This is a genomic window from Microbacterium sp. cx-59 (genome assembly GCF_020805625.1).
GTDB lineage: Bacteria > Actinomycetota > Actinomycetes > Actinomycetales > Microbacteriaceae > Microbacterium.
This window is the reverse complement of the sequence record NZ_JAJHGO010000004.1, coordinates 364,517-388,969: the sequence shown is the minus strand read 5'-3', so window position 1 is coordinate 388,969 and position 24,453 is coordinate 364,517. Positions and strand designations below refer to the sequence as shown.

24 protein-coding genes are annotated in these 24,453 nt (G+C 65.7%); 13 read left to right on the top strand and 11 right to left on the bottom strand.

The window, feature by feature from the left end; translation table 11 throughout:
- Positions 1-496 precede the first annotated feature (496 nt).
- Complete coding sequence (locus tag LMI96_RS05315) at positions 497-1,918, bottom strand: alpha/beta hydrolase (protein WP_223721557.1); 1,422 nt, start codon at positions 1,916-1,918, stop codon at positions 497-499.
- Positions 1,919-1,994: 76 nt separating this feature from the next.
- Between LMI96_RS05315 and LMI96_RS05310 the strand changes: the two genes are divergently transcribed.
- Positions 1,995-2,627 carry a TetR/AcrR family transcriptional regulator gene (locus LMI96_RS05310; RefSeq protein ID WP_223721556.1) on the top strand — a complete coding sequence of 211 codons (633 nt, stop codon included), beginning with the start codon at positions 1,995-1,997 and terminating at the stop codon, positions 2,625-2,627.
- A 3-nt stretch (positions 2,628-2,630) separates the two neighbouring features.
- Here the strand turns inward: LMI96_RS05310 and LMI96_RS05305 are convergent, their stop codons facing one another.
- Positions 2,631-3,635, bottom strand: coding sequence for a LacI family DNA-binding transcriptional regulator (locus tag LMI96_RS05305; RefSeq protein ID WP_223721555.1), 1,005 nt, complete (start codon positions 3,633-3,635; stop codon positions 2,631-2,633).
- A gap of 112 nt (positions 3,636-3,747) precedes the next feature.
- Here LMI96_RS05305 and LMI96_RS05300 point away from each other — a divergent pair, with 112 nt between their 5' ends.
- Genes LMI96_RS05300 through LMI96_RS05285 form a run of 4 tightly spaced genes read left to right on the top strand, consistent with a single transcriptional unit; the run spans position 3,748 to position 8,293 of the window.
- Positions 3,748-5,094: an MFS transporter gene (locus tag LMI96_RS05300; RefSeq protein ID WP_223721554.1), complete on the top strand. Its 1,347-nt coding sequence runs from the start codon at positions 3,748-3,750 to the stop codon at positions 5,092-5,094.
- A complete protein-coding gene (locus tag LMI96_RS05295; protein ID WP_228360731.1) occupies positions 5,078-6,289 on the top strand; it encodes a serine hydrolase domain-containing protein in 1,212 nt (403 codons plus the stop codon). Before LMI96_RS05300 ends, LMI96_RS05295 begins: the two co-directional genes overlap by 17 nt.
- Before the next feature lie 60 nt (positions 6,290-6,349).
- Entirely contained in the window at positions 6,350-7,312 is a 963-nt protein-coding gene (locus LMI96_RS05290; protein WP_228360730.1) for an alpha/beta hydrolase, read from the top strand.
- A 30-nt stretch (positions 7,313-7,342) separates the two neighbouring features.
- Positions 7,343-8,293, top strand: a complete 951-nt coding sequence (locus tag LMI96_RS05285) for a glycoside hydrolase family 68 protein (RefSeq protein WP_228360729.1) — start codon at positions 7,343-7,345, stop codon at positions 8,291-8,293.
- A gap of 411 nt (positions 8,294-8,704) precedes the next feature.
- Here LMI96_RS05285 and LMI96_RS05280 read toward each other — a convergent pair whose 3' ends face one another.
- On the bottom strand, positions 8,705-9,355 hold the full coding sequence (locus LMI96_RS05280; protein WP_228360728.1) for a LysE family translocator: 651 nt from the start codon (positions 9,353-9,355) through the stop codon (positions 8,705-8,707).
- A gap of 135 nt (positions 9,356-9,490) precedes the next feature.
- Complete coding sequence (locus LMI96_RS05275) at positions 9,491-10,486, bottom strand: LysR family transcriptional regulator (RefSeq protein WP_228360727.1); 996 nt, start codon at positions 10,484-10,486, stop codon at positions 9,491-9,493.
- Between the two features lie 83 nt (positions 10,487-10,569).
- Here LMI96_RS05275 and LMI96_RS05270 point away from each other — a divergent pair, with 83 nt between their 5' ends.
- Positions 10,570-10,707, top strand: a complete 138-nt coding sequence (locus LMI96_RS05270; protein WP_223721548.1) for a hypothetical protein — start codon at positions 10,570-10,572, stop codon at positions 10,705-10,707.
- Positions 10,708-11,250: 543 nt separating this feature from the next.
- Here LMI96_RS05270 and LMI96_RS05265 read toward each other — a convergent pair.
- The gene (locus LMI96_RS05265) at positions 11,251-12,111 is read right to left on the bottom strand and encodes a sugar phosphate isomerase/epimerase (RefSeq protein ID WP_228360726.1); all 861 of its coding nucleotides are present in this window, start codon (positions 12,109-12,111) and stop codon (positions 11,251-11,253) included.
- A 38-nt stretch (positions 12,112-12,149) separates the two neighbouring features.
- Between LMI96_RS05265 and LMI96_RS05260 the strand changes: the two genes are divergently transcribed.
- The 6 genes from LMI96_RS05260 (at position 12,150) to LMI96_RS05235 (ending at position 17,720) form a co-directional block, all read left to right on the top strand.
- Positions 12,150-13,112 (top strand): ABC transporter substrate-binding protein, encoded by a 963-nt coding sequence (locus tag LMI96_RS05260; protein ID WP_228360725.1) that lies wholly within the window; start codon positions 12,150-12,152, stop codon positions 13,110-13,112.
- A 14-nt stretch (positions 13,113-13,126) separates the two neighbouring features.
- Positions 13,127-14,161, top strand: coding sequence for an iron ABC transporter permease (locus tag LMI96_RS05255; RefSeq protein WP_228360724.1), 1,035 nt, complete (start codon positions 13,127-13,129; stop codon positions 14,159-14,161).
- A 38-nt stretch (positions 14,162-14,199) separates the two neighbouring features.
- Positions 14,200-15,207, top strand: a complete 1,008-nt coding sequence (locus tag LMI96_RS05250; protein WP_228360723.1) for an iron chelate uptake ABC transporter family permease subunit — start codon at positions 14,200-14,202, stop codon at positions 15,205-15,207.
- Positions 15,204-16,019 carry an ABC transporter ATP-binding protein gene (locus LMI96_RS05245; protein ID WP_228360722.1) on the top strand — a complete coding sequence of 272 codons (816 nt, stop codon included), beginning with the start codon at positions 15,204-15,206 and terminating at the stop codon, positions 16,017-16,019. The genes LMI96_RS05250 and LMI96_RS05245 overlap by 4 nt, the downstream gene beginning before the upstream one ends.
- A gap of 34 nt (positions 16,020-16,053) precedes the next feature.
- Positions 16,054-16,809: a GntR family transcriptional regulator gene (locus LMI96_RS05240; protein ID WP_228360721.1), complete on the top strand. Its 756-nt coding sequence runs from the start codon at positions 16,054-16,056 to the stop codon at positions 16,807-16,809.
- Between the two features lie 593 nt (positions 16,810-17,402).
- On the top strand, positions 17,403-17,720 hold the full coding sequence (locus tag LMI96_RS05235; RefSeq protein ID WP_228360720.1) for a helix-turn-helix transcriptional regulator: 318 nt from the start codon (positions 17,403-17,405) through the stop codon (positions 17,718-17,720).
- Here the strand turns inward: LMI96_RS05235 and LMI96_RS05230 are convergent.
- From LMI96_RS05230 to LMI96_RS05220, 3 genes are all read right to left on the bottom strand, one after another.
- Positions 17,710-18,036 carry a hypothetical protein gene (locus tag LMI96_RS05230; RefSeq protein WP_228360719.1) on the bottom strand — a complete coding sequence of 109 codons (327 nt, stop codon included), beginning with the start codon at positions 18,034-18,036 and terminating at the stop codon, positions 17,710-17,712. The two genes, LMI96_RS05235 and LMI96_RS05230, sit on opposite strands and share 11 nt — an antisense overlap.
- 807 nt (positions 18,037-18,843) lie before the next feature.
- Positions 18,844-19,845: an IS481 family transposase gene (locus LMI96_RS05225; protein WP_228360718.1), complete on the bottom strand. Its 1,002-nt coding sequence runs from the start codon at positions 19,843-19,845 to the stop codon at positions 18,844-18,846.
- A gap of 19 nt (positions 19,846-19,864) precedes the next feature.
- A complete protein-coding gene (locus LMI96_RS05220) occupies positions 19,865-20,413 on the bottom strand; it encodes an alpha/beta hydrolase (RefSeq protein ID WP_228360803.1) in 549 nt (182 codons plus the stop codon).
- A gap of 123 nt (positions 20,414-20,536) precedes the next feature.
- Between LMI96_RS05220 and LMI96_RS05215 the strand changes: the two genes are divergently transcribed.
- A complete protein-coding gene (locus tag LMI96_RS05215) occupies positions 20,537-20,992 on the top strand; it encodes an Lrp/AsnC family transcriptional regulator (RefSeq protein WP_228360717.1) in 456 nt (151 codons plus the stop codon).
- Here LMI96_RS05215 and LMI96_RS16395 read toward each other — a convergent pair.
- The 3 genes from LMI96_RS16395 to LMI96_RS05205 all read right to left on the bottom strand — a co-directional run bounded on the left by LMI96_RS16395 (position 20,947) and on the right by LMI96_RS05205 (position 24,416).
- Positions 20,947-21,243, bottom strand: a complete 297-nt coding sequence (locus LMI96_RS16395; protein ID WP_374197910.1) for a hypothetical protein — start codon at positions 21,241-21,243, stop codon at positions 20,947-20,949. The two genes, LMI96_RS05215 and LMI96_RS16395, sit on opposite strands and share 46 nt — an antisense overlap.
- Before the next feature lie 132 nt (positions 21,244-21,375).
- Entirely contained in the window at positions 21,376-22,050 is a 675-nt protein-coding gene (locus LMI96_RS05210) for an SDR family NAD(P)-dependent oxidoreductase (protein ID WP_228360802.1), read from the bottom strand.
- 713 nt (positions 22,051-22,763) lie between these two features.
- Entirely contained in the window at positions 22,764-24,416 is a 1,653-nt protein-coding gene (locus LMI96_RS05205) for a PAS domain-containing sensor histidine kinase (protein WP_228360716.1), read from the bottom strand.
- Positions 24,417-24,453 lie beyond the last annotated feature (37 nt).

Below are 24,453 nucleotides of genomic sequence, written 5' to 3'. Positions count from 1 at the left end.
CTGCGCACCTCATGGGCACGCCGCCAACGCGGCGAAGCGTGTTTGTGATGCGGCGGGATCCTCGGTCGCGGCAGGGCTGCGCGATGAGGCCCAGACACAAGCGACCACCGTCCCTCCGACACAAAGCGATCACGGAAAGCCGCCACAGAGGGAGCAACGTCACACCTTCGGTCCGTAAGCTGGCATCGCACTCGTGGGCGCTTGCATCCGTCGTTGGGACGATGCGTTCTCCGCCTCAGGAACACTGATGACCGCCGGTACTCCATTCCTCACGGAGCGGACGATTTCGACGGGAGGGAACCCTGGCACCGGTCTTCTGACTGTCGGATGCTAAGTCCTTCGAGGCTCGCGCTTTTCGCCAACCCGCACCTCTTTCGGCCAACTTTCGAAAACGACCCGGCAGGACTGGCACCCACTCGTTCCGCGAGTCCCGCACGCCTGCACCTTGTTTGATGATGCGGGGGCGGGCGCCCCGAAGCGCTACGTCCCTGAGCTGTCACAGTCCGAGGGAGGCGAGGAAGGCGAGCTTCTGCGCGTTGTAGGAGTCGGTCCAGACGCTGGGTGCTCCCATGAATCCGTGTCCCAGTGACGCCTCCTCCGCAGTAGGGAGGAACACGGCGTTTGGAACGCCGAGGTCGTCGAGGCGTTCATGCAGCGCGGATGCCTGGTCGGGGAAGGTGCCGACGTTGCCGTCGGCGATGAAAGTCGGCGGGAAGTCGGCGGTCACATGGTTCGTGACGGAGGCTTCGGCGATCACCGCGTCGGAGGTTCCGAGGTAGGTGCGCGCGGAGAGCCCGAAGAAGAAGTCGAGAAGGGGGACGGGGGCCTGGGTCTCACCTGTCTTGTGGAGTTCGAGGGCTGCACTGTCCAAGACGACAGCCTTCAGGGCGCTTCCGATGACGGGGTCGATGCCGACGCGTTCGGCGTACGCGGGGTTGGTCTGGATGTTGGCGAACTGTCCTGCGAGTTGTCCTCCGGCGCTGCCTCCGCTGATCACGACGTTGTCCATGTCGAGGCCGAGTTGCTTGGCATTTTGCTGGAGGAACACGACCGCTTGGGATATCTGCTCGACGGGTCCGGGATAGCTCACGGTCGGGGCGAGTCCGTAGTCCAGGCTGACGAAGTTGTAACCGCCATCGAGGACCGGGTTGGAGATGACCGAGAATCCGGCGTCCGGCGCGTTCGGATCACCCGTTGCCTTCGTTCCCGCGATCCATCCGCCCCCGTGGATGTAGATGTACGTGGGTCGGGCGATCGAAGCGTCGTCATCGGCGATGTAGACGTCGAGGAAGCTGTTCGGATATTTGCTCCCGTAGGCAATGTCGCTGGTAAGGCGGTCGCCATTGGCGGTCACGCTCGTTGCGTTCTCAGGACCCCGCGGAGCATAGGAAGAGGTCTGGCCCAGAGCCGATTGAAGGGCGACCGCAACACCTGCCGGAACCACCGCGATCGCAACGAGGGTGAGCGACACGACCACAGCGGTCGCCATGAGGGCCGTGGTGACGGTCGAGCGGAGGAGGCGACGAAGGCGCTGGCCGCCGATCGAGCGAGCGCCTCCGTGGGGGCGCCCATCCGCGGGGGATAGCCGGTGATGGCCGGCGATACAGGCGAAGCCGACGGCAATCGCCGCTACCTGTGCCACCACGACCGCCGGATACCATCCCCAGATCATCCACCCGAGTTGTGCAGCGACGCCCAAGGCGGCTGCACCCGGCACGATGACCGCGGTACGAGAGCCCGAGAGGGCGGGCCTGATCAGGGCCGCGCAGAGAAGGATCATGATCACGAGAACGCCGTACGCAGGAGCGCGCAGGAAGAATGACTCCGCCCAGGCGACGAGAAGCGCGAAGAGTCCGACAAGAAACGGCGTCCACCGGAACCGACGCGAGCGGAACGGGGGAACGGGGGCGGTAAGCATCAGCTTTTCTCCAATATTTGCAGGCTGCTGCAAATATACCGCGCTACGCAGTTTTGCGCTTCGCTACCATCGAGGGATGGATGCCGTCTCCCTCCGAGAGCGATCGAAAGAACGCCGTTACCGCGCAATTCTCTTAGCGGGGATGAGGCTGTTCGCTGAGCAGGGGTACGAGGCCACCACCGTCGCGCAGATCGCGGAGGAAGCGGAGGTTTCCCCCCGTTCAGTGTCGGCGTACTTTCCGACGAAGCTCGACATAGCAACCGCATCATCGGCAGCGGCCGCCCGCCGTCTGATGGACTCGTTCACCTCGTGGACCCCCGAACGCTCGATCGTCGATCTCGTCGACCGGTGGCTCCGTGACGAGCCACGCTTTGTCCCCGACGAGGAGTGGCGCGTTCGTGCCGCCATGCTCCACAGGAACCCGCTCCTCCACGGAGCACGTGCTGCGGACCCCGAGCCGCTCGTTGCAGCCGCCGCCACTGCGATCGCCGCTGAACTCGATGTTGATCCCGACGACGCTGCGGTTCAGATCATCCTCGGCATCATCTCGGGAGTCGTCTTGCGGTTTGAACTGATGGCCGGATACGACCGGGGGAGCGAGGGCGTGCTCAGCCTCGCTCATGACGCGCTGGCCGGCGCCTTCGCAGCGGTCCGGCGTGCACGGGGAAAGTATTGGGCCGGCGGCCCGGACGGGAGAACGGAGGCTTGACCGTCAGAGGGGAAGGCTGGTCGACCCGCGGGGGATCACGTCGACGACCGCGGAGTCCGTCGACGCGGGGGCAATCTCCAGACCCAGGCTCATCCCGATACGAGCGGCGATGCCGCGCCCCTCGGCCTGCAGGTTGAATCGCACGCTGCTCAGCGGGGGGTCACTGAAGGCGGCCACCGTGGTGTCGTCTCCACCGATCACTCCGACCTGCTCCGGTGAACGCAGTCCGAGTGACGCCGCTGCGGTGAGGACCCCCAGACCCGTGACGTCGTTCCAGGCGGCGATGCCCCACGGGCCGGAAGCTTCCGCCGTCCACGTCCGGAGGACCTCCTCGATCCGCCGCACGTCGCGCCCCACGACAGTGGATGCGGACCCGTCGATCCCCCGCTCCGCGCAGAAGGCGCGGAACGCGGCGACGCGAGCGGCGATGAACGGTCGGCCACGCGGCTCCTCGATCGCGAGGTAGGCGACCCGCTCATAGCCCCGCTCAAGCAGATGGGTCACTTGGGCGGCCACGATGTCGGCCTGTCCGATCGCCGTCGCGTGCGCGGGGTCGGTGCGGTCGAGGATCCACGCTCCGACCTCCGGCACGCCCGCGGCTCGGAGGGCCGTCGCGTCCGCATCACCCAGGGGATCGAAGGTCACGACGCACGCGGCCTCGACCTTGCCCAGCAGGCGGTCGAGGGCGCCCTGCCAGTGGGGCCCTTCGTAGCGCACCGCGACGAGATCGTACTGCCCCACGAGCCGCCCGATCTCCTCGAGAAGGAGCTCGAGCTGACCGGCGACCTCCCAATCGGGAACGAGGAGGAGGACCACGTCGCCGCGACCGCTTCGGAGAGCATTTGCCGCAGGTGAACTGATGTAGCCGAGCCGTCGCGCGACCTCACGGACGTGGTTCCGGGTCGCCTCGCTGACCTGCCCATCGCGACGACCGTTGAGGACGTAACTCACCGTCGCCCGCGACACGCCCGCTTCACGGGCGATATCTACGGTCCGGATTCTGGTCATGATGGCCTCACTCTAGTAGACACGTGTCATTCACGAAGTTGACACGTGTCTACTACATCGCTACTGTGGTCGACACACGATCGGTAGACACGTGTAAATCAAGGAGGATTTCATGTCAACGACACCTCAGGCCGCGAATGCGGCGCCCCCGGGTGACTCGGGCTCACCCGGCTCGCCTCCGCGGCCCTGGCGAGTGGCCATCATTGCGGGGCTGGCCTCCTTCGTCGACGGTGCCGCGCTGAGCGTCAACGGGATCGCTCTCGTGATCTACCAGCAGGCCATCGGTCTGACGCCCGAACAGGTCGGCCTGCTGACAGCGGTGGTAACCGTGGGGACGGCGATCGGAGCGCTCCTCGGCGGACGCCTGGGCGATGTCTACGGCCGCCGGAAGGTGTTCATCGTGACGATGGCGATGATCGTCATCGGGACGCTCGGTCCCATCTTCTCCGCTGATTTCTGGCTCTTGTTCGCCGGGCTCGCGCTCGTGGGATTGGGCGTCGGCGCTGACCTGCCGGTATCGCTGGCCACCATCGCCGAAGCGGCGACAGAGAAGAACCGCGGCGCGATGCTCGTCTTCACCCAGGTGCTGTGGATCACCGCCTCCCTCGTCGTCGTGATCGTCGCCTCGTCGATCGGCGGACAGGGACGGATCGCCGGTCAGATCCTCTACGGGTTGGTCGCGGTCGTCGGCGTCATCGGGCTCCTCCTCCGCCTCACCCTTCCCGAGTCGGCGCGCTGGCTCGCTTCGCGGGATTCTCGTAGTGACAGCCCGCAGACGGTCGGCGTGGTGCGCTCACGGGTGTCCGACCTCCTGTCCCCGCCGTTGCGTCGCCCGCTCCTGGTGCTCACCGCTTTCTATGCGCTCGTGAGCATCCCCGGCGGGATGCTCGCCTCGTACATCACCTACATCGCCGTGAACGTCGCCGGCGTGCCCGTCGAGCAGTTCGTCGCCTACACAGCCATCGCATTCCCCGTGGGGTTCCTCGCGCTCTTTTTCTTCATGAAGATCGTCGACACCCGGTTCCGGCGAGCCTTCGTTTACGGCTGCGGCCTGCTGACGGTCATCGTGCTGATCGTCCCCGTCGTCTTCGGGCTCGACATCGTCTCGCTCCTCGTCGTCTTCACGCTCATCGGAGGCATCGGCGCGATCTGCGGCGAACCCATCACCCGCGTGTGGTCGAACGAGTCCTTTCCCACCATGCTCCGCTCCACCGCCCAGGGATTCATCCTGACTGTCGGGCGACTCCTCCTGGCCGCCTCGCTGACGGTCGGTCCGGCGCTGATCGCGTTCTCGGTGACCGGCTTCTTCCTCACCCTCGCGGTCATCCAGCTCCTCGCCGTCGCGGTCGCGTACGTAGGCTTCCGAGGAGGACGAATCCAGAACACCTTCGTCGTCGAGAGCGACCCGGCAGTCGGCACCGCCCGTCTCAAAGGAGAGCACCATGCGCCCGCTGTATGAAGGACACCCCGAAGCTCCTGTTGCGGAGCCGGCCCGCGGGGCAGATCTTTGGACGCCGCGAGGGTTCGCGGAACCCGGCTACGGAGCCGTCGTCGACGCCTTCGCCGACGCCGCGGCAGCCAGCCCGCGCGGTGGTGCCGCGCTGACGATCATGGTCGAGGGCCGGACCGTCGTCGACCTCCAAGCTGGCGTCGCGGACCCAGCGGGCCGCCTGTGGGATCGGGACACCCCGACAGGGGTGTTCTCGTGCAGCAAGGGTCTTCTGGCCGCCCTCGTGTCCCGGTTGGTCATGGCAGGGCTTGTAGATCTCGACCGCCCCGTGTCCTTCTACTGGCCGGAATTTGCCCAGGCCGGCAAGGAATCGGTCCCCGTGAGGTGGCTGCTGACGCACCAAGCCGGGCTGTCCTACCCGGTCGAGGATGTGGAGAAGGCCGACGTCATCGCGTGGAGTCCCGTCGTGGACAAGCTCGCCGCACAGAAGCCCCTCTGGGAGCCCGGCACCGGATGGGCCTATCACGCCCTCACCATGGGATGGCTCGTCGGCGAGGTCATCCGGCGTGTCACCGGCCGCTCTGTCGGCGAAGTGTTCCGCGACTACCTCAGCGACCCGATCGGTGCCAGCGCCTCACTAGGTGCCCCGCACATGGCGCAGAGGCCGGTCGCGCAGATGGCTCCGATCCCCGGATTCTCACGCAACTCCCTCGCCGGTGTGGACGGGGCTGAGGATATCGCGCGTTCGTTCACCCTTGGGGGCGCGTTTCCCATCGAGCTCGTCGGCCCAGGGGCAGGCTTCAACGATCCCGACCTTCAGGCGGCCGACATCCCTGCCGGCGGCGTCATCGCCACCGCAGCGGACCTCGCAGCGCTCTGGTCGTCCGCCATCATTCCGACCGAGACCAGTCGCCCGATCGACCCGCTCGTCCTCTCCGACATGACCGTTCGAGGGACCTTCGGGGAGCCCGTCTTCGGGATCGCGGGTACACCGACCCCGCAGTGGGGAACCGGCTACATGATCCACTCCCCGCAAAGGCCTCTGCTGAGCCCGGCGTCCTTCGGGCACGACGGCGCGGGAGGACAGCTCGCCTTCGCCGACAGTGACCACGGCGTCGGCTTCGGGTTCGTCACGAACGATCTGCGCGGTGAGGGCGACACTCGATCGCTCGACATCCTCACGGCGCTCCAAAACACCCTCTGACGTCGGCCCCTCTTCGGCCGGCATTCGCCTCACCCTCACCACTTCTGAAGGATTCACAACATGCCCCTCTTGCCTACTCTCCAGGCCGCCCTGAGCGCCCTCCCGTCGACCTCGATCGACCTGAACGACATTCCGGGGGTCCGTTCCGAGGCTCTCGCCGCGTCGGCCGGTTTCGCTGCGATGGTCGCGCAAGCCGGTCCGGAGGTCGGCGCCGTCACCACCGCCCAGGTCGAGGTCGCCGATGGCACCATCGATGTGCGCATCTACCAGCCGATGGCTCCCGGCCCGCACCCTCTTCATATCTACTTCCACGGCGGCGGGTGGATCGCGGGCGGCATCGAGGACGCCTTCACTGACATCGTCGGCCGGGAGCGAGCCGGGCTCGCCGGGTACGTCACTGTGACGGTCGATTATCGACTCGCACCCGAGGTGACCTTTCCCGTACCGGTCGACGACTCCTACGCGGCCCTCCTCTGGGCCGTCGAGCACGCCGCCGAATTCGACGCGGATCCCGACCGAGTGACACTCGGCGGCGGCTCCGCCGGCGCGAACATCGCGGCGGCGGTCGCCCTGCGTGCGTCGAACGAAGGCGGACCGGTCATCTCGCTGCAGATCCTCGAGGTCCCCGCGCTCGACCTCACCTGCAGCAGCGACTCCTTCACGAGGTACGGCGGCGGCGACTACCCGCTGTCGGAGAAGGAGATCCGTACCTATATCGGCCTGTACCTCGCCCAGCCTCTGGATGCTCTCAACGAGTTTGCCTCCCCGCTCTTGACCGAGGACCCAGCACGCTTCCCCCCGACGCATGTCTTCAGCTCCGAGTTCGATCCACTGCAGGACGACGGACGACGCTTCGTGGAACTGCTCTCGGCGGCTGGGGTGGAAGCCACCTTCACCCTCGGCGAAGGGCAGGTGCATGGGTCATCGGGATTCACCAAACTCCTCCCTGAGTCGGCGACCTGGCGGGATGAGATCATCGCGCTACTCCGGAAGCACGACCCCCGACTCACCGAGACCGCCTGATGCGCCTGCCGCTTCTGGGAGATCCTCAAAATGCTTAATCCCGCTGACCGCTGGGTCTGGGACTTCTGGCATGTCCAGGACGGGTCGACCCACCACCTGTTCTACCTGCAGGCGCCCCGATCTCTTGGCGACCCTCACCTGCGACACCGCAACGCCACGATCGGCCACGCAACCTCAAAAGACCTCGTGAACTGGACCGAACTCGGAACGGTCCTCCGTCCCGGCGGACCGGACGCGCCCGATGCGACGGCGACGTGGACGGGATGCGTCGTACGCGCAGACGACGGCCAGTGGCGCATGTTCTACACCGGCGCCAGGTTCTTATCCCCGGGTGCGGATGGCAACGTGGAGGTCATCCTGGTCGCCGTCTCCGACGATCTGCATCACTGGCGCAAGGACTCCTCTGTCGTCGTGCGTGCCGATGAGCGCTGGTACGAGACGCTCGGATCCTCGAGCTGGCCAGAGGAGGCCTGGCGAGACCCCTGGGTCTACCGCGGCGACGACGGGCAATGGCACATGCTCGTGACCGCTCGCGCCCGCCACGGGGACATCGACGGCAGAGGCGTCATAGGCCACGCGACGTCTGACGATCTCCACACGTGGAATGTTCACCCGCCACTCACCGCCCCCGGTCAAGGGTTCGCGCACCTCGAGGTGGTTCAACGGGCCACCGTCGGGGAGCGATCGATGGTCCTGTTCTCCGCACATTCCGCCGTGATCTCCCCCGACCGGATCTCCGCCGGCGGCCGTACCGGGGTGTGGATCGCCCCATGGAAGAACACGATCGACCTGAGCGAGGCCCAGAACGTCGGAGCCTCCGACCTCTACAGCGGTCGGATCGTCTCCACGTCCGATGGCCCTCGCCTTCTCGGCTTCCTGCTCGACACCGACGGGGCGACGCCCCTCGGCATTTCGGATCCCGAGGATTTCGATCGCGCGACAATCGCCTCCGGAAGCGAGTGGACGCCGACATCTTTTTAAGCGGGGTGAACTGAGCAGCGAGACCGCCAGCGGCTGGAGGCCCGCAATAGTTGAGCCTCGTCCGCCTCAACTACGCCACCCCGCACTTCTCGACTTTCCCGAGGGCAGCGACCGACAGGCGCGGGGCACCGTGCTCAAGGTCCGTCGCGGTCCTCGCGGAACTCCTCGGGTACGAAACCAACGGACGGCATCCTCCCCGCCAGCCCCTTGCGGCACTACCAATCAGTTGTCACCAGTCCGATCCTCCCGCCCAATCGCCAACCCCAAGCCCGAGGCAGCAGATCTCGCGCCGCGAAACCGAGCGGGTAGAGACGTCCGCGTTGCCGCATGTCGACGCATTCGGCGACTCGAAGGGTGAAATGATGCATCTGACTACTCATGTTGGCCCCCCAGTTGAGGGGCCGGATCAAGTCACCGAACACTTTTCTCTAGTGCGATTCGCAGACCGAATCCGACGATCACTGTGCCGGCGATCGCGTCGAGGGCTCGCGCCATGGAACGACAAGCGAACCAGCGGCGAAATGACCGAGCCAGGAGCAGAAGGAACGTAAGCCAAGTGATCCCGATGAGGACGTGCACGAGCGCGAGGCATACAGCCCAGCTGATCTGAGGCGCAGTAGCAGGGATGAACTGTGGCAGCAACGCGATGTAGAAGGCTCCCATCTTGGGGTTCAGTAGGTTCGTCGTGAAACCCAGCCTCCATCCCGCGAGGAGCGAGTCACTGGAGGGGGCCTCAGCAGTCGCTGAAACGCCTGGTGTCGTTGAGGGTCGAATCGCTGAATAGATCATTCTGCCGCCGATCCAGAGCAGATAGCCGGCGCCGACTATGCGAAGCACGTCGTAGGCGATCTGGGAGGCGAAGAGGATCGCGCTCACGCCCGTCGCAGCAAGCACACCCCAGATGATTGTCCCAGTCTGAATGCCGGTAATCACACCCCAAGCTCGTCTCCGGCCCGACACTGTAGCGGTTCGAAGCACTAACGCGGTATCAAGCCCTGGAGTGATGGTGAGCAAGCCAACGACGAGGGCGAATGACCACATCACGGACACATCGGGGACCATGGGAGAAGATTACTAACGCTGCGTGAATCTCGTCGCCTACCCCGACACGCGACGGACAGACCTTGCCGTAACACCCGGGCAGCGCTGGTACTCGGCGCCGGTCGCCCGTAGGCAACGAAACGTGGTGCGCACGCGCTACGCCTCGAGGCCTGATCGCCGACCTGCCGGATGCTCCTCAGCGTCTTGCTCGTCTTCTGCGCGGTCGATCGGGTCGCGGTCCCTGTGCTCTTCGTTCTGGAGTGCATCCTTAAACATTGCGGTCACTGCTTCCGCTACCTGCGAGCGTGCGGTGATGGGGCGTACGTACAGGTGGATCTTGCGGTACGCGTCCGGGTCGGCCAGGGGCACCGCTCGCACCGACGCCGACAGCGTCCCCCGCCCGAGCCGAGGCATGACGGTGACGGCAAGGCCTGCCTCGACGTACCGGGTGAGTGTCTGAAACTCGGCCGCCTGGAACGCGTGGCCCAGCGGCGTCAACAGCGACGGATCGTGCGATGCGATCCACCGCCCGTACGGGTCGTGACGGGGACTGATCGCCCACTGGTCCGAGGCAAGCTCACGCAGAAATACGCGCCCGCGGTTCGCAAGCACGTGGGTAGCTGGCACCAGAGCGTCGAGTGTATCGATGCCGAGTTCGGTGCGGTGCAGGCTGCGGGGTTCGTACTCGTCCGGGATGCTCGCGCCCCAGCTTTTGTGGATGACCGCGTCGAGCGTGCCGCGCGCCAATGCTTGGAGGGCCGCATCCGCCTCCATCTCGTACGGCTCAATACGCAACCCGGGGAAGCTGGTGGCCGCCCTGGTGATCGTCGGGATGAGAAGCCCGCACACCGCGGTAGGAAACGCGCCCACACGGATCACGCCCTTCACCTCGTCATCGTGAAGGGGTGCCCGGCGTAGCTGCTCGAGGCCATCCACGAGCGGTCGACCACGCCCCACAAGGGTGAGTGCTGCCGGGGTGAGAACGACACCGCGACCAACCCGTTCGACGAGGGGTGTTCCGAAGTGCGATTCGAGCTTGCGGACGTGCTGGGAAATGTTCGGCGGCGTGTAACCGAGCACCCGTGCCGCCTCGGCGACGGAACCGTGGTCAGCGATGGCGATAAGCGCGCGGATGCTGATGGGATCAATCATGTAGCGACAGTTTCATGTTTTACGCACGAACGCTAACTGGTGTTGAGGGGTGACCTCATTCGACCATGGATGCGGAGGACACCATGGAAACAACGATTCTGCTCTGCACCCTCGCTCTCGCCGCAACGGGCATCGTCGCCGCGACGCTCGCCGCCATCCGTGGAGACGGGTACGGACAACGCCCCGAGAGTTTTGACTACGACACACGCAACCCCCACTGAGCTCCTGGTCTCTTGTTGCCGAAGCGCACAATCGAGGTTGACGAGCTGTTGGCTCAGGGCGTCGTCGTCTTGTCGGGAGTGGATGCTAATGGGAGGTGTCTTACAGCGTCGCGCCCGAAGGCGATGCGGCTACCGTCGGGGGTCGTGACGCTCCAGTTCTCGGTGCCACCCTCAAGAACAACACTGCCTGGGAGGCCTGTACGACGGCGGCGGGGCAGGCCGCGGTGGGGCGAGCCCGTGGTCCAGGCTGACGAAGTTGTGTCCACCGTCAAGGACGGGGTCAGCGATGACCGAGAATCCTGCGTCCGGCGCGTTCGGATCGCCCGTCGATCTTGTTCCCGCGATCCGGCCGCCCCCGAGGATATAGATGTACGTGGGTCGGGCGATCGACGAGTCGTCATCAGCGATGTAGACGTCGAGGAAGCTGTCCGGATGCTCGCTCCCGTCCGCCGTGTCGCTAATGAGACGGTCCACAGCCCTGCCGTCGCGCACCTTAGGGTATCGCCGTTCCGGATGACGTGAACGGGAGAGAGGGGCCATGCGTCATGCGCTGCCGTGTGCGGGGGATGCAGACTGCCGATCCTCGAACGCGGCGATCGCACGCGCGAGAACGGGAAGGCTCGTGACGCGGTCGTCGACTCCGTCCAACTCGACGGCGAGAGCGCCGCGGTAGCCCGCAGCATGCAGCTCGACGAGTGCCGCGTCGATGTCGAGCGTCCCGGTCCCGAGCGCGAGGTGGTGATCGAACACGCCATCGTTATCGGTGATCTGCACGTGTCCGATGTGGCCGGCGACCGAGGCGACGAATCCGGCGACGCCTTCATCGAGTAGGTGCGCGTGGCCGAGGTCGACGCATGCGCGCAGTGCGGGGGAGTCGACCGTGTCGATCAGGTGCCGTACTTCGGCGCCGGTGCAGCCGAGGTAGCGGATCTCCGCTTCGACGGGTAGCGCGTTCATGTTCTCGAGAACGAGCGCGATCCCGACCGACGCCGCATCCGCGGCCCACTCGGCGAGCATCGTGGTCGAGGCATCGACGGCCGCCGATGGGTCGTCGCCGAAGGCGAGGCCCCCGTGCACGATGAGCGTCCTGCTTCCGACCTGTGTGCAGAGATTGAGGTATCCGTCCATGTGGCGACGCACGGCGTCACGGACCGCCGGGTACAGCTCGGCGGTGTTGACCGACGAGTCGGTGTGCACGATCGGCGACACGTCCTGGCTCTCCAGTAGTTCGCGCAGCGCACGCGCGCGGGCCCGAGTGATCAGGTCGGGACGGTTCTCGGGGTGCTGACAGGCGAGCTCGACTGAGCCGGCGGAGGGAGCCGCCCGTAGGATCCCGATCTCTAGGGTGTCCGAGCCGGTAGACGAGCCGACGCGAGAGCGAGCCGAGAATACCGATGCAGTCATATTGTCTACAATAGACGCGGTTAGGGTAGGCTAAGTTCATGCTCCACAGATCCCGCCGTAGCGTGCTCACCGCCTCCGCCGCCGTTCTCGGCGCCGCCGCGCTGCTCGCCGGGTGTGCTCCCGCCGCCCCAGCCGCAACGGGTTCGACCGTCGAGACCGAGTTCGGCGAGGTCGTGATCCCCGAGCAGATCGAGTCGGTGGTTGTGCTGGAAGGACGTCGTGACCTCGATATCGTGCTCGCCCTCGGACTTCCGCTCGCGGGCTACCCGTTTGAGGGACCCGAGACCGGCATCGAGCTGCCGCTGCCACTTGAAGACGAGCTCGCTGCCGCCCGTGAGAACGGCGCCGAGCAGCTCTTCCTCGCCGGCGAGATCGACATCGAGGCGATCGCTGCCGCCGAGCCGAGCATCATCATCAGCCGCGGCGAAGACGTCGAGCCGATCTACGCCGAGCTGAGCGCGATCGCGCCGATCCTGCCGGTATCCACGAACGACGCCGGCGTCACGTGGCAGGAGGACCTGCTCGCGATCGCCGAGCTCACAGGCACCGAGGATCGCGCCAAGGAGATCATCGCGGAGTACGACGCTCGTCTGGCAGAGGTCAAGGAGACGCACGCCGAGGCACTCGCGTCCGTTCCCGTCGCGCCGGTCGGCTATGACCTCGAGGGCACCGAGGTCGAGGGCGGCCGCCTCCAGTCGGTCATCCTCCGCGAGCTCGGCGCACTCCCGTCGTCGGCCTTCGCCGAGGCCGGGACGGATGGTTCGCTCGAGTACAGCCCCGAGCAGACTCTGGAGGCCTTCGGCGACGCAGGTGCGCTGCTCGTCTTCGCCGACACTCAGGAGGAGTGGGACGCCGCGCAGGTCGACCCCCTCTACGCGCAGCTGCCGGCCGTCGCGGCCGGCGCGGTGGTGCGCGGCGACAAGATGATGCACGAGGGCGGACCCATCACCGCGATGCACGTGCTTGACCTGATCGACGAGCTCTACTCGACCCTCGGATGACGCCGAGTGCGCCTGTGCGGGCGTTTCGGCGCCCGCGCTTCGCGCCACCGGTCCTCGTGCTCGCCGTCGGTGTCGTCGCGCTGGTCGGTGCGGTCGCGGCGAGCGTCGCCCTCGGATCCCGGATGCTGGGACCCGGCGATCTCGCGGCGGTCCTGGCCGGTGCGGGCACCGACGAGTTCACGACGATCGTCAGCGACCTTCGGGTGCCGCGCACCCTCGCGGCTCTATTGGGCGGCGCGAGCCTCGCGGTTGCCGGAGCGGTCATGCAAGGTCACACCCGCAACCGCCTCGCAGACCCGGGCCTGCTCGGCGTCACCGGCGGGAGCGCCGTCGCCGTGGTCATCGCCATCTCCCTCCTGGGCATCCGCAGCCCGCTCGGCTACGTCTGGTTCGCGATCGGCGGCGCTGCCGCCGGCGTGCTGCTGGTCGCGACGATCGCCGCCTCGGCGAGCCTGCGCCGCGACTCCTCGCCCGCCACGCTCGTGCTCGCCGGTGCCGCCGTCTCGGCACTGCTCGGTGCAGCCACCGGCATCATGCTCCTCCTCGACTCCAGCGCACTCGAGCGATACCGCTTCTGGACGGTGGGATCGCTCGCGGCGGTGCGCGGCTACGAAACGGTCATCATCGCCATCCCGCTCGTCGCGGTCGGGCTGTGCGTGGCACTGTTTCAGGCGCGGGCGCTCGACGTGCTCTCGTTCGGAGACGACATCGCCGCATCGCTTGGCCGATCCCTCGGCCGTACCCGCGCCCTCGGGGTCACCTCCGTCACCCTCCTCGTGGCGGGCGCGGTGGCATGCTGCGGCTCGCTCACGTTCGTCGGCCTCATCGCACCGAATGCGCTGCGTCTCGTCGTCGGCCCGGCGCACCGCATCCTCCTGCCTGCATCGGCGCTCTACGGGGCGACGCTGACGCTGCTGGCCGACATCGCGGGGCGCTTCCTCGTGTACCCGGGAGAGCTTCCCGTCGGTATCGTCCTGAGCATCATCGGCGGACCGCTTTTCGTGCTGCTCGTCGCGAAGTCCCTGGCCGGACGGGCGGCCTGGTCATGAGGTCGAGCCTGGCCGATCCGCGCCGCCCGTCGATCCGCATGCACCGCCGCACCGTCATCGCAGCCGCCGCCGTCAGCGCGGGGGTCATCGTGCTCGCGACCGCAAGCGTGTTCGTGGGACGCTACGGCGTCGACCTCCGCGAGATGGCGGCCGTGCTCACCGGGCAGGGCTCAGCCACACAGCACACCGTGATCGTGACACTCCGCATCCCGCGCGTGCTCCTCGCGATCCTCGTCGGCGCCTCCCTCGGCATCGCTGGCGCGATCGTGCAGACCACCGCTCGCAACGCTCTGGCGAGCCCCGACCTGCTCGGTGTGACCGGCGGCGCGAGCGCGGCCGCCGTCGCCGTCATCGTGCTCGGGGGAGGCGGTGACGGTGTCTCCGGCTTTCTGCGCACGATCGGGATCCCCGCAGCATCCGTCGTCGGCGGACTCGCCGCCGCGATCCTCGTGCTCGCCATCCTGCGCCGAACCGGAACGCACGGTCCGACCCCGATCCTCGTGGGCATCGGGGTGTCGACGATCTTCACGGGTCTGGTGAGCTGGCTGCTCATCGCCGCCGACGTCGACGACCTGCAGCGGGCCTCGGTGTGGCTGACCGGAACGCTCAACGGCCGCTCCTGGCCGGAGGTGACCGCCACCACGCTGACGCTTGTCGTGGCTGCAGTGGCGCTGTTGCCGTTCCGGCGCGGACTCGACGTCCTCACCCTCGGGGAGGGTATGACGCGGTCGCTTGGCTACCGGCTCGGGGTGCTCTTCGGGGGGACGACCATTCTGGCCGTGCTGCTGACTTCGGTCGCGACGGCCGCGGCCGGGCCGATCGCCTTCCTCGCGTTGGTGAGCCCCCATCTCGCCCGGATGAGCGCGGCGCGGCCGCGCGCGGGTCTCGTACTGTCGGGTCTGTTCGGTGCCGGAGTGCTCCTCGGCAGCGATCTGATCGCTCGTGCGGCGTTCGCCGTGCAACTGCCCACGGGGGCGATTACCGCGCTGGTGGGGGCGCCGTTCCTCCTCTTCCTTCTCATCAGCCGTCGACAGGAGAACAGATGACGACGCAGACGTCGCCCCCGATCGGGCTGGCCGCCGAAGCGGTGAGCGTTGGGTACGGCTCGACGGTCATCGTGAACGCGGTGTCCCTCGCGATCCGACCCAGGGAGGTCACCACCATCGTCGGTCCGAACGGGAGCGGCAAGTCGACGTTCGTGCGGGCACTCGCCGGACTTGCGGCGCCCCAGGCCGGGCGGGTGGTGCTCGACGGTCGCGATCTCGTGACGCAGCGTCCGCGCGAGACCGCGCGCCGGATCGGGTTCCTTCCGCAGAGCTTGATCGCCCCCGAGCACATCACGGTCCGGGAACTCGTCGGCCACGGTCGCGACCCGCACCGGCGGTGGTTCAAGGCATGGTCGGCCGACGACTCCGTGGCAGTCGACTCGGCCCTCGAGCTCACCGACATGACCGGCCTCGCGGACCATCCGGTCGATGAACTCTCGGGCGGGCAACGTCAGCGCGCGTGGATCGCTCTCACGCTCGCCCAGACCCCCGGCATCCTGATCCTTGACGAGCCCACCACCTACCTCGACATCGCCCACCAGCTCGACACCCTCGAGCTCGTGTCGACCCTGGTGCGCGAGCGCGGCACGACGGTCGTGCTGGTGCTGCACGACCTCACGATGGCGGCGCGATACAGCGACACCGTCGTCGCGATGCACGAGGGACGCGTCGCGGCGCAGGGGAGCCCTCGAGACGTGTTCACTCCCGAGACCCTCGCGCGCGTGTTCGACATCCGCGCCCGTATCGATGATTCGGTCGAGGAGGGCCTCGTCGTGGTCCCGACGCGCCGGGTCGGGAACAGCGCGGGATGACCCCGCTCCGTCGCGGGGCGACGACAATGGCGACATGCATCTCAACGTCGATCTGCGCATCGTGAGTCCGCCGAGCATGGCGATGCTGGCGGCGGACGGCATCCGCGAGCAGATCGTCTCCGGCGCCCTGCGCCCCGGCGAACGACTGCGCGAGGTGCCGCTGTCGGAAGAGCTCGGTGTCAGTCGTCCCCCACTGCGGGAGGCGTTGCAGATGCTCGCGCAGGAGGGCATCGTCGATCTCCTCCCGCGCCGCGGCGCCCAGGTGCGCGGACTCACCGTGCAGGACGCCTACGAGATCGTGACCCTGCGCCGCTCGCTCGAGCGGTTCGCCGTCGACCTCGCCCTCCCCGTGCGCGACGAGGCAGCGCTGCGCCCGCTCGCCAATGCCCTGCAGACGCTCGAGGACCATGCCGCCGCCGGCCTCGAGGAGCGCGCGGTGGCCGACACGATGGGTTTCCACATCGCTCTCGTCGATCTCGGGGGGCACGCCCTGCTGGGGGACACCTACCGCCGGCTGTCGGCCCGCATGCGCATGTGCATGAACGCAAACCGCCGCGTCCGCACCGACAGCGAATCCCTGAGAGCACGTGCCCAACGCCACCGCGAATTGTTCGATGCGATCCTCTCCGGAGATTCCGATGTCGTGCGTGCGTCGATCGAGGACGACGCATCGCTGAGCTTTCTTCCGGCTCTCTCAGACTCCCTTCCCTTGGCCACTCCTGCGGCGACGCAGTGGTACCGCAAGGCCATCGCTACCCTCTCAAAGGGTGATGTGCTCGATGCGGGCTAAACAGGCGCGGAGATAGCTACGCGCGGTTGATGTCAGCACGTGAGGAAATGTCTCCGTTGAGCCGAACATGAACGGCCATACAGTTCTAGGGTCGACACGGAGGAGTGTCTGCTGTCGCGGGTGAATTCCAGATATGCCCGAAGATCAACGCATATTTTGGTCCGCCATTGTGCAGATCATGCCCGTTCTGTTGCTTGCGCTCGTAGTCGAGGCCCGCATGGTTCGCGTCGAGCGCGCGATGCGCTGACCCGAGACCTCCGCGCGCTTCGCGCATGGCGGGACATGTCGCGGTTCCCGGTGGCCGCGCAGAAGACGGGTACGCCATCACCTGCCGTGTCAGCACGTCTACTCTGTGACGCGCGCGAGCCAGCTCTTCGTCGTTCGTAGATTCCCTTTCAGCGTCGACCGGCTGCGAGGACCTGAGGTCGAGCGATCGGCACTCCTTTGGGCTTCGTGCGACGAGTGCGAGAGGATTGGAAGGCAGTCAGGCATGGCTATAAACCGCGCCAGAGCGAGGATGGGAGCGTGACCATGCTCGAAAGATTCTTGACAGTTCGGTGTCTTTTTTCCTGGGCGTCGGTCAATGTTGATACATGGTTTTCTCTCGTTCAGAAGAATTGTGGGTCGAGTACTGTCGCGCTCTGGGGCTCAACCTCAGTCGGGTCCGCGCGGAAGCGGGGCTGAGCCAGGAGTACGTTGCGCGCGCGGCTGGTCTCGCCACGTTCACCTACCAGAAGCTGGAAAAGGGTGAGTCGAATCCTGGAGACCCGGCTAACCCCCGTCTGCAGACGCTGGTCTCACTAGCGCTGGTGCTCGACCTCGACATCACGGAGATGCTTCCTCCAATACCTCACACACTTGCTCGACGTCTACGTGCGCGACCGGGGGTCGATCTGCCGACTACGGCATAGCGAGGCCCGAGGCGAGCGCGTCGGAAAGTGCTCGGTTCAGCCGTCCTGCGCTTTCGAAGCTGATAGCGAGACTCCGGGCGGCATCATCTTCGGGCCCGATCCAGACCCACACCTCACCCTGTGCCTGCTCGAGTCCGACGATCAGGTCCACGGTGACGGCGGTTACGCGACACTCCTCGCCGCTATCGCGGCGCTCGATGGCGGGGATCGCGGTTGGGTTGCTGCGGTGGGTCAGTCGGAGGTCGTCCGAGAGCTCGTGGTATCCGTTGCACCATTCAGGGCACAGCTCGCGGGATCGCTGGGGACTACGTGTCATTTAGAGGGTTTGTCCTTCTGTTGGTTTGTCCGCAGACCGTCTCGTAGCGTGGATCAGCCGGCCTCGGCGTTTCGACGGATCCGTTATTCCGGCCGGCGGCGGACCGGGCCGTATCGGTCGAGGTAGTTCTCCAGGGACACCTCGCGAACGTTGCGCCACCCAACCTTCACTCGTACCATCGTGGCGCCGGACGATCTGAGACCCACGGCGACCTCCGGGTTGAGCCGGAATCGGTCCTCGGGGTGGACCCACCGAAAGTCGGTATAAACACCGATCACTATGCGTCCGTCTGCGGTGCTCTTTTCCTCCCGCGACATGGGTACGGGCCCTTTCGAATGGTGAGAATTCTCAAATCTGATCGGACAGTACCATGTGCACATGACCACGGTGTGACGTGGATGCATCAGTGCGGAGCGCGGCTGGAAGCGTAGGTTCGGCTGAGATCTGTGGGTCGGCGGCTACGGCGCGATCACGGCTCGCCGATGCTCGGTGTGTCCGCGAAGAGCGCCCCTCTTCGCATTCTGGCGAGTCGGGGCGCTCTCGAGGCTGGGGAGAGGGGGGTCGCCCTAGCCTGGTGATGAGCGCACGGGCCTTCGCAGGGGGCGAGCGCTCACAGGCATTGATACCACAGAAGCATGTATACGTGGTGTGAGTCTGGGTGCTTCGACCGCCTCAGTTGCCCCGACTGTCGGTAGGTGGCCGCCACGCTCGCCAGGAGCGTGATCACCGCTGGATCACTCCACGCTTGGAGACTGTCGGCGAGACGCGACCCCCGAAGCCAACTCCGCCCCAGGGCGAGCAAGCCAGCTAGGTGTAGAAGGCCAGGACGTTGTTCACGCGTGATGGCGTTGCGGATGCTGGCGGCTGTTCGTCGTGGGCTCCGTGCGGGCGGTGGTAGGTGTAATGCCAGTTCCAGACCGTAAGAGCCGCGGCCCGATCGACCTCTGAGTGCCAGGTGCGGACGTAAAGGAACTCTTCGGCGAGGATGCGGTTGTAGCGCTCGACTTTCCCGTTGTGTCTGGGCGTGTAGGGCGTAGTCCTCTGGTGCTTGCGCTCGTTCATGGCGTGGCGGAACGCGTGGGCGCGGTAGCAGGAGCCGTTGTCGGTCACGATGCGCTCGATCTGTGTGATGCGGTGGACGGCGAACCACCCTCGTGCCCTGTCGAGGAACGCGACTGCGGTGGCTGCCTTCTTGTCGGGCAGCGCTTCGGTGTAGGCGAGCCTCGAGTAGCCGTCGATCGCGGAGTGTAGGAACACGTAGCCGATCTTCGCTCCTCGCGTCTTCGCGCGGACGACGGCTTTGGCGGCGTCGCTGTCTTTTCCATGGACACGCCAACCGCCTCCGTCGGGGATTCGGCCGGTCTTCTTCACATCGAGATGCACCATGTGCCCGAGCCGCTCGGCCCTGATCTGCTGTGATTGCCGATTACTTTCGCCACTCGGGTCGATGAACTTCCGCCGGCTCAAGCCCAACTGGGCAAGCACTCGGGTGACGGTGCGCCGGCTGACGGTGTTGCCGGTTTGCTGGAGCTCGAAGGAGATGCGGGAGGCGGGCCACTTGTGCCCGTGCCGCATTGCCTCGATCTGTTTGATGAGTCGGCCGGATGTGGCGGTCGGCTGCCGAGCCGGGGCCGATGATCGGTCGAGAAGACCGATTTCCCCGAACTGCTTGTAGCGGTTCACCCACTTTGATGCGGTCGCGCGGGAGATGCCCATCTCGGCGGCTACGTGCGCGATCGGGCGGGTGCGGCAGCGTTCGATGAGGCGCTTTCGCCCCTCGGGTGTGAGGGGCGCGTTTCGATGAGTCACGTTGCAGCCGAGGTGCGGGTCACGGGCGGACCACCAGTTCGAGCAGCTCTTGGCCGCGGGGCCAATCTCCGAGGTTGCTGGCCGTGTTGAGGTGCCCGAGTTCGCCGACGACCTGCAAAAGGCTTCCCCAGCGGGCCGCAAGTCCTTCGGCCACATCGAGGCGGCAATACGGATCGTTCGTGCTGGCTACGACCACGCTCGGGCAAGGCAGCATGCGCGCTTCGATGCCCACGAACGTCGATGCGGCCTCAGCCGGGAACGCGTCTCCAGCTTGATCTGGCGGCGCAACCAGGAGGACTCCCCGCACGCGCAGACCCGCCGCTCCGGTCAACCAGGTCGATGCCGCCCAGCAGCCGAGGCTGTGCGCAATCAGCACCACGTCGATGTCACGCGCCTCAGCATCGTTCACAGCCCACTCTATTGCCGCGACCCAATCGACAAGGTCGGGCTGCGACCAAGACTTTGGCGCGATACGAACCGCTGCGGCACCCCACTGGTGCTCCCATAGGGTCTGCCAGTGCTCTTCGCCGGAACCGCCAATACCGGGAATGGTTACGTACGCGACCACATGCCACCACCACTTCACTCGCCAGCCAGACCTTATGCCTGAACCCGTGTCATTGATACTGGTGGAATCAACATGAGCATGCAGTCGCTGCAAGCGCTATCTAAGTAGACAGGGGTGAACTCGATGGAATCACTGGACCAAATCGACCGCCGCATCATCGAACTGCTTCAAGGCAATGGACGACTCACCGGCGCTGAAGTCGGTCGACGCGTCGGACTGTCGCAGCCCGCGGCCAGCGCTCGTATCCTGCGGTTAGAGAAGGCTGGGGTCATCGCCGGCTATCGCGCTGTAGTTAGCGCGGCCGCGCTGGGCCTGAACATTCACGCCGTCGTCCGGCTACGCACGTCGCACGCGCAACTCTCCCCAGCCCTGGATCTGGCCGCGCGAACGAGTGAGGTCGCCTCAACCCTCAGGGTCACTGGGGAAGACTGCCTGCTCTTCGACATTCAATGCGTGGATGCAGCTCGCCTCGAAGCCGTCGTCGACTCATTCGCGCGCTACGGCCCCGTCACGACTTCCCTGGTACTACACGACTATCCGCTCAAGCCACTGATGCCGCAGCCGTCAACAACCTCATGACCAGCAACAAGCTCTTGCACCATGACGGTGCGTGCAGCGTGTGTGGCTCGTAGATGCTCGGCCAGGATGTCGACGTTGACCGAATCGAAGTCGGCCGACGTGAGGACGAATCGCAGCGAAACCAGATCGGCATACCCCATCCGTGCGGCGTCGAGCGCGGAGCCCAGAAGCGCCCATACGTTCCGCAGTTGGGCGTCGAATGTGTCGGGGATCGTCTCGCCCCTGGAGTCGTACCCGGTGAGGCCGCTGATGTCGAGCGTGCGGACCTCGATCGCGTGAGCGTAGTTGCGATAGGGCGGGAGGATGCCGGATGGGTTGTAGGCGATGTTGGCTGTGACTGCACGTTTTCAACTAGGGTCGGAGCCTGCATCGATGATGGCCCCTCAATCGCTCGAAACTGATCGTTTCTGGTGCCGCGCAGTTGGTGGGGCTTGTGCGATGCGGCGCGTCAGCTGCGTAGGTAAGCAGGCGCCATTGGCGTCGAGGATCGCTCCAGATGACCAGGCTGCCTCGGGGGATGCGAGCCAAAACACAGCGGCGGCGATCTCCTGGGGGTTACCAACTCGTCCGAACGGGCTTTGCGCGCGGAGCGCGTTGCCGTCAGCGCTGTTGAGTTTGGCGAGCTGGCGTTCGGTGGCGACGAAGCCCGGGGCGACGGTAGTGACCGAGATGGCGTGTGGGGCGAGGGCGATGGCGAGCGACTGGCCGAGGGCATGCAGGCCCGCTGTGCTCGCGGCGTAAGCCGGGTACTCGGGTTCGCCGCGGAAGGCGCCGCGCGAGCCGATGTTGACGATTGCTCCTGAAGCTTGGCGGTTGATGAGGTGAGTGGCGACTGCCCAAGCGAGGTTGGCTGGACCCAGCAAATGAACGTCGATCATCGAGCGGAAGGCTGCTGCCCAGTCGGCGTAGGAAACCTCGCCGATCAGGTGCCGGTTGTCGGACGTCGGGGCGAGAGCTGCGTTGCAGACCAGCACGTCAAGACAGCCGAGTTGCTCGACCGCCGAGGCCACGACCCCTGCTGCGCCGTCTTGTTCCCCGATATCGCCGCCGACAAGGATGCGGCGGTGATGAGCGTCGCGACGAGTGCACAGGCACGTCGGCGCGGGGGTATGGGGTGGGGCTCGTCAGCTTTCGCAAGACGAGCAGTATGCGAGAAAACCGACCGCACGCCAATTCGAGGATTCGAATACTGGCTTGGGCGGCGGGCACCTAAGCTCTACTGACGAAGAGGTGCCACTGCAATCCGACCATCCTGTCATCGCCGAAGAGTTCATTCATGGCGATCGTGAAGCCCTTCACGCGCGCTCTTGGGGCTGAGCTACGAGTGCTGATGCGGGTCGCTACGACGGCAAGCCGATGGTGCGACTCCTCGACGCGTACGTACTCGGGGCGCTGGACGCGGGGACTGCGCGCACGAACGCCGAGAATGCGCCGAACATTGCATCCGCTTTAAGCGCCTGGGTCGACGGGGCAAGGATCCGTCGGGAGCGCGATGCAGATGCAGCCGGACTCTCAAGACGTGCTGCGGGCAATGTGGGGGCAGCATGTGCATGAGACGATTGCCGAGGGGTATACGCCCGACTTGATCGCCTGGATCGGTGAACTGTTGGATTCGCGATTCGCTGAGTGACCCCCTGCATCGTCTACCGCGACCTCGCCGGGATGGCCTAACTCATCACGGTCGTATGGGCCGTGGCGTTTCGCGGCTGATGGACTGAGCGGTGCGCGGCGGCTGCTGGGCTCTGGGGAAGTCGGGAAAGCTGAGTTCGTTTCACTCGGGACACACGAGCGCGACTCTCGCGCAAGTGCCGACACCATTCGCGCCGGCGTGAAGTTCCAAAGAACCTGAGTTAGAACTTGCTATTTCTCGCGCCAAAGTTAGCCCTAGTCCAACACCTGGTACGGCTTGGCTATGCGAGAAGTCCGTGCGGTAGAACGGTTCGAAGACGCGCACGCGTTCGGCTGAACTCATGCCCACTCCTTTATCAATTACGTCGATTAGCGCGTGCTCGCTCCTTTGGCTGAGCGCGACGGTGATCGTGGAAGTATCGGAACTGTACTGCGCAGCATTGGATAGAAGGATAGATACAATCCTTTCGACATCCGTCGGATCTGCCCAAGCCTTTAGCTGCGCATTGGTCGATTCCAAGTGAACGCAGCGTTTCCTCCCATGTGGAGATCGCAAGAATATTTCGATCGCCTTTCGGACGGTGGGTTCCAATTGAACGGCTGTCAAGTTGTCGGGCACATGCTGACGCCCGGCTGCGAGAAGTTGTTTGATTACGGCGAGCTGCTTTTCTCCAGCTCGGATGATCGAGTGAGCCGATTCCGTGGCTTCAGGCAACTCGCTGAGCAGTTCGGCGCGCCCGAGTATCACTGTGAGCGGTGTGCGCAATTCGTGTCCGACGGTTCGCAAGAATCGATCACGCGAATCGATGGCTTCCACTAGTTCGGTAACGTCGTGGGAGATCAGCACGTGCCCCATGATCTGATGGTCATTGCCGTCCTGGATCTCTCGAGCGGAGAACCGCATCACGCGTTCTCGGTCAGCGTCGATGAACCGCGCGGTCACGCCTTCGGAGAACTCGCCTGCTCGCATCCGGGCGGTGAAGCCAGGACCGAAAGAGACCGAGGACCCGTCTGCCGGCCGAGCTGATGGCGTGCCGTTGCCTGACGGCTGGTCAGCGAAGACAAGGTGGAGCTGCCGTGCGGCATCGTTCACGCTAACCGGGCGCCCATCGGCATCGAATATGACGATGCCTTCGGATGTCGAGTCAAGGACTGCGGCGAGAGTTGATGCGGTGCGCGAATTTTTCGTAGTGAGCTCGCGGACACGGTCGGCGGCATTCCCTAGGCCACGTTCCGTCTTCCAGAAACGTCGCGAGAACACGGCGATCGCGATCGCGAACGCCATCATGAATGCCGGAAAGGCCACGGCTCCCGTTAAGCCATCCAGGTCGACATAACCCTGGCGGATGAGAGGGTGGGCGCCGGCGTACGTAATTGCGACGGCGGCAACGAAGAGCAGCCGCGCGGGAAACGCAAATGCCAACCACGCCAGCGGGAACATCAATCCAAAAGCGCTAGGTGTGAAGGATCTTACAAATACATCGCGAAGGAACGCCCAGAAGACAAGATCGATGAGCGGGATGGCAGCTAGCCACACCGTCCCGGCGTCACTGCGGGGAAAACGCGCAGCGCCGAGTGCGGCCAAGGTGCCCATTAGGACGAAGCCAAAAGAGACGAGGAACTCAGGCTGCATGAGGCCAATGTCAGACGCCGCCACGACGACCGCTCCAGTCAGCACTACGAGGAAGAACAGAACCTGGGGCGCGGGGTTTCGGCGTAGGTCTCCAATGCCCGGCGGCTCGGCTCGCAAAAGCGAGGCATTAGCTCGTTCCGCACGCGGCCAGCTGACTTCCATTCCCGCCGTCCTTCACACTGCTGAAGCGCCCCGGGTC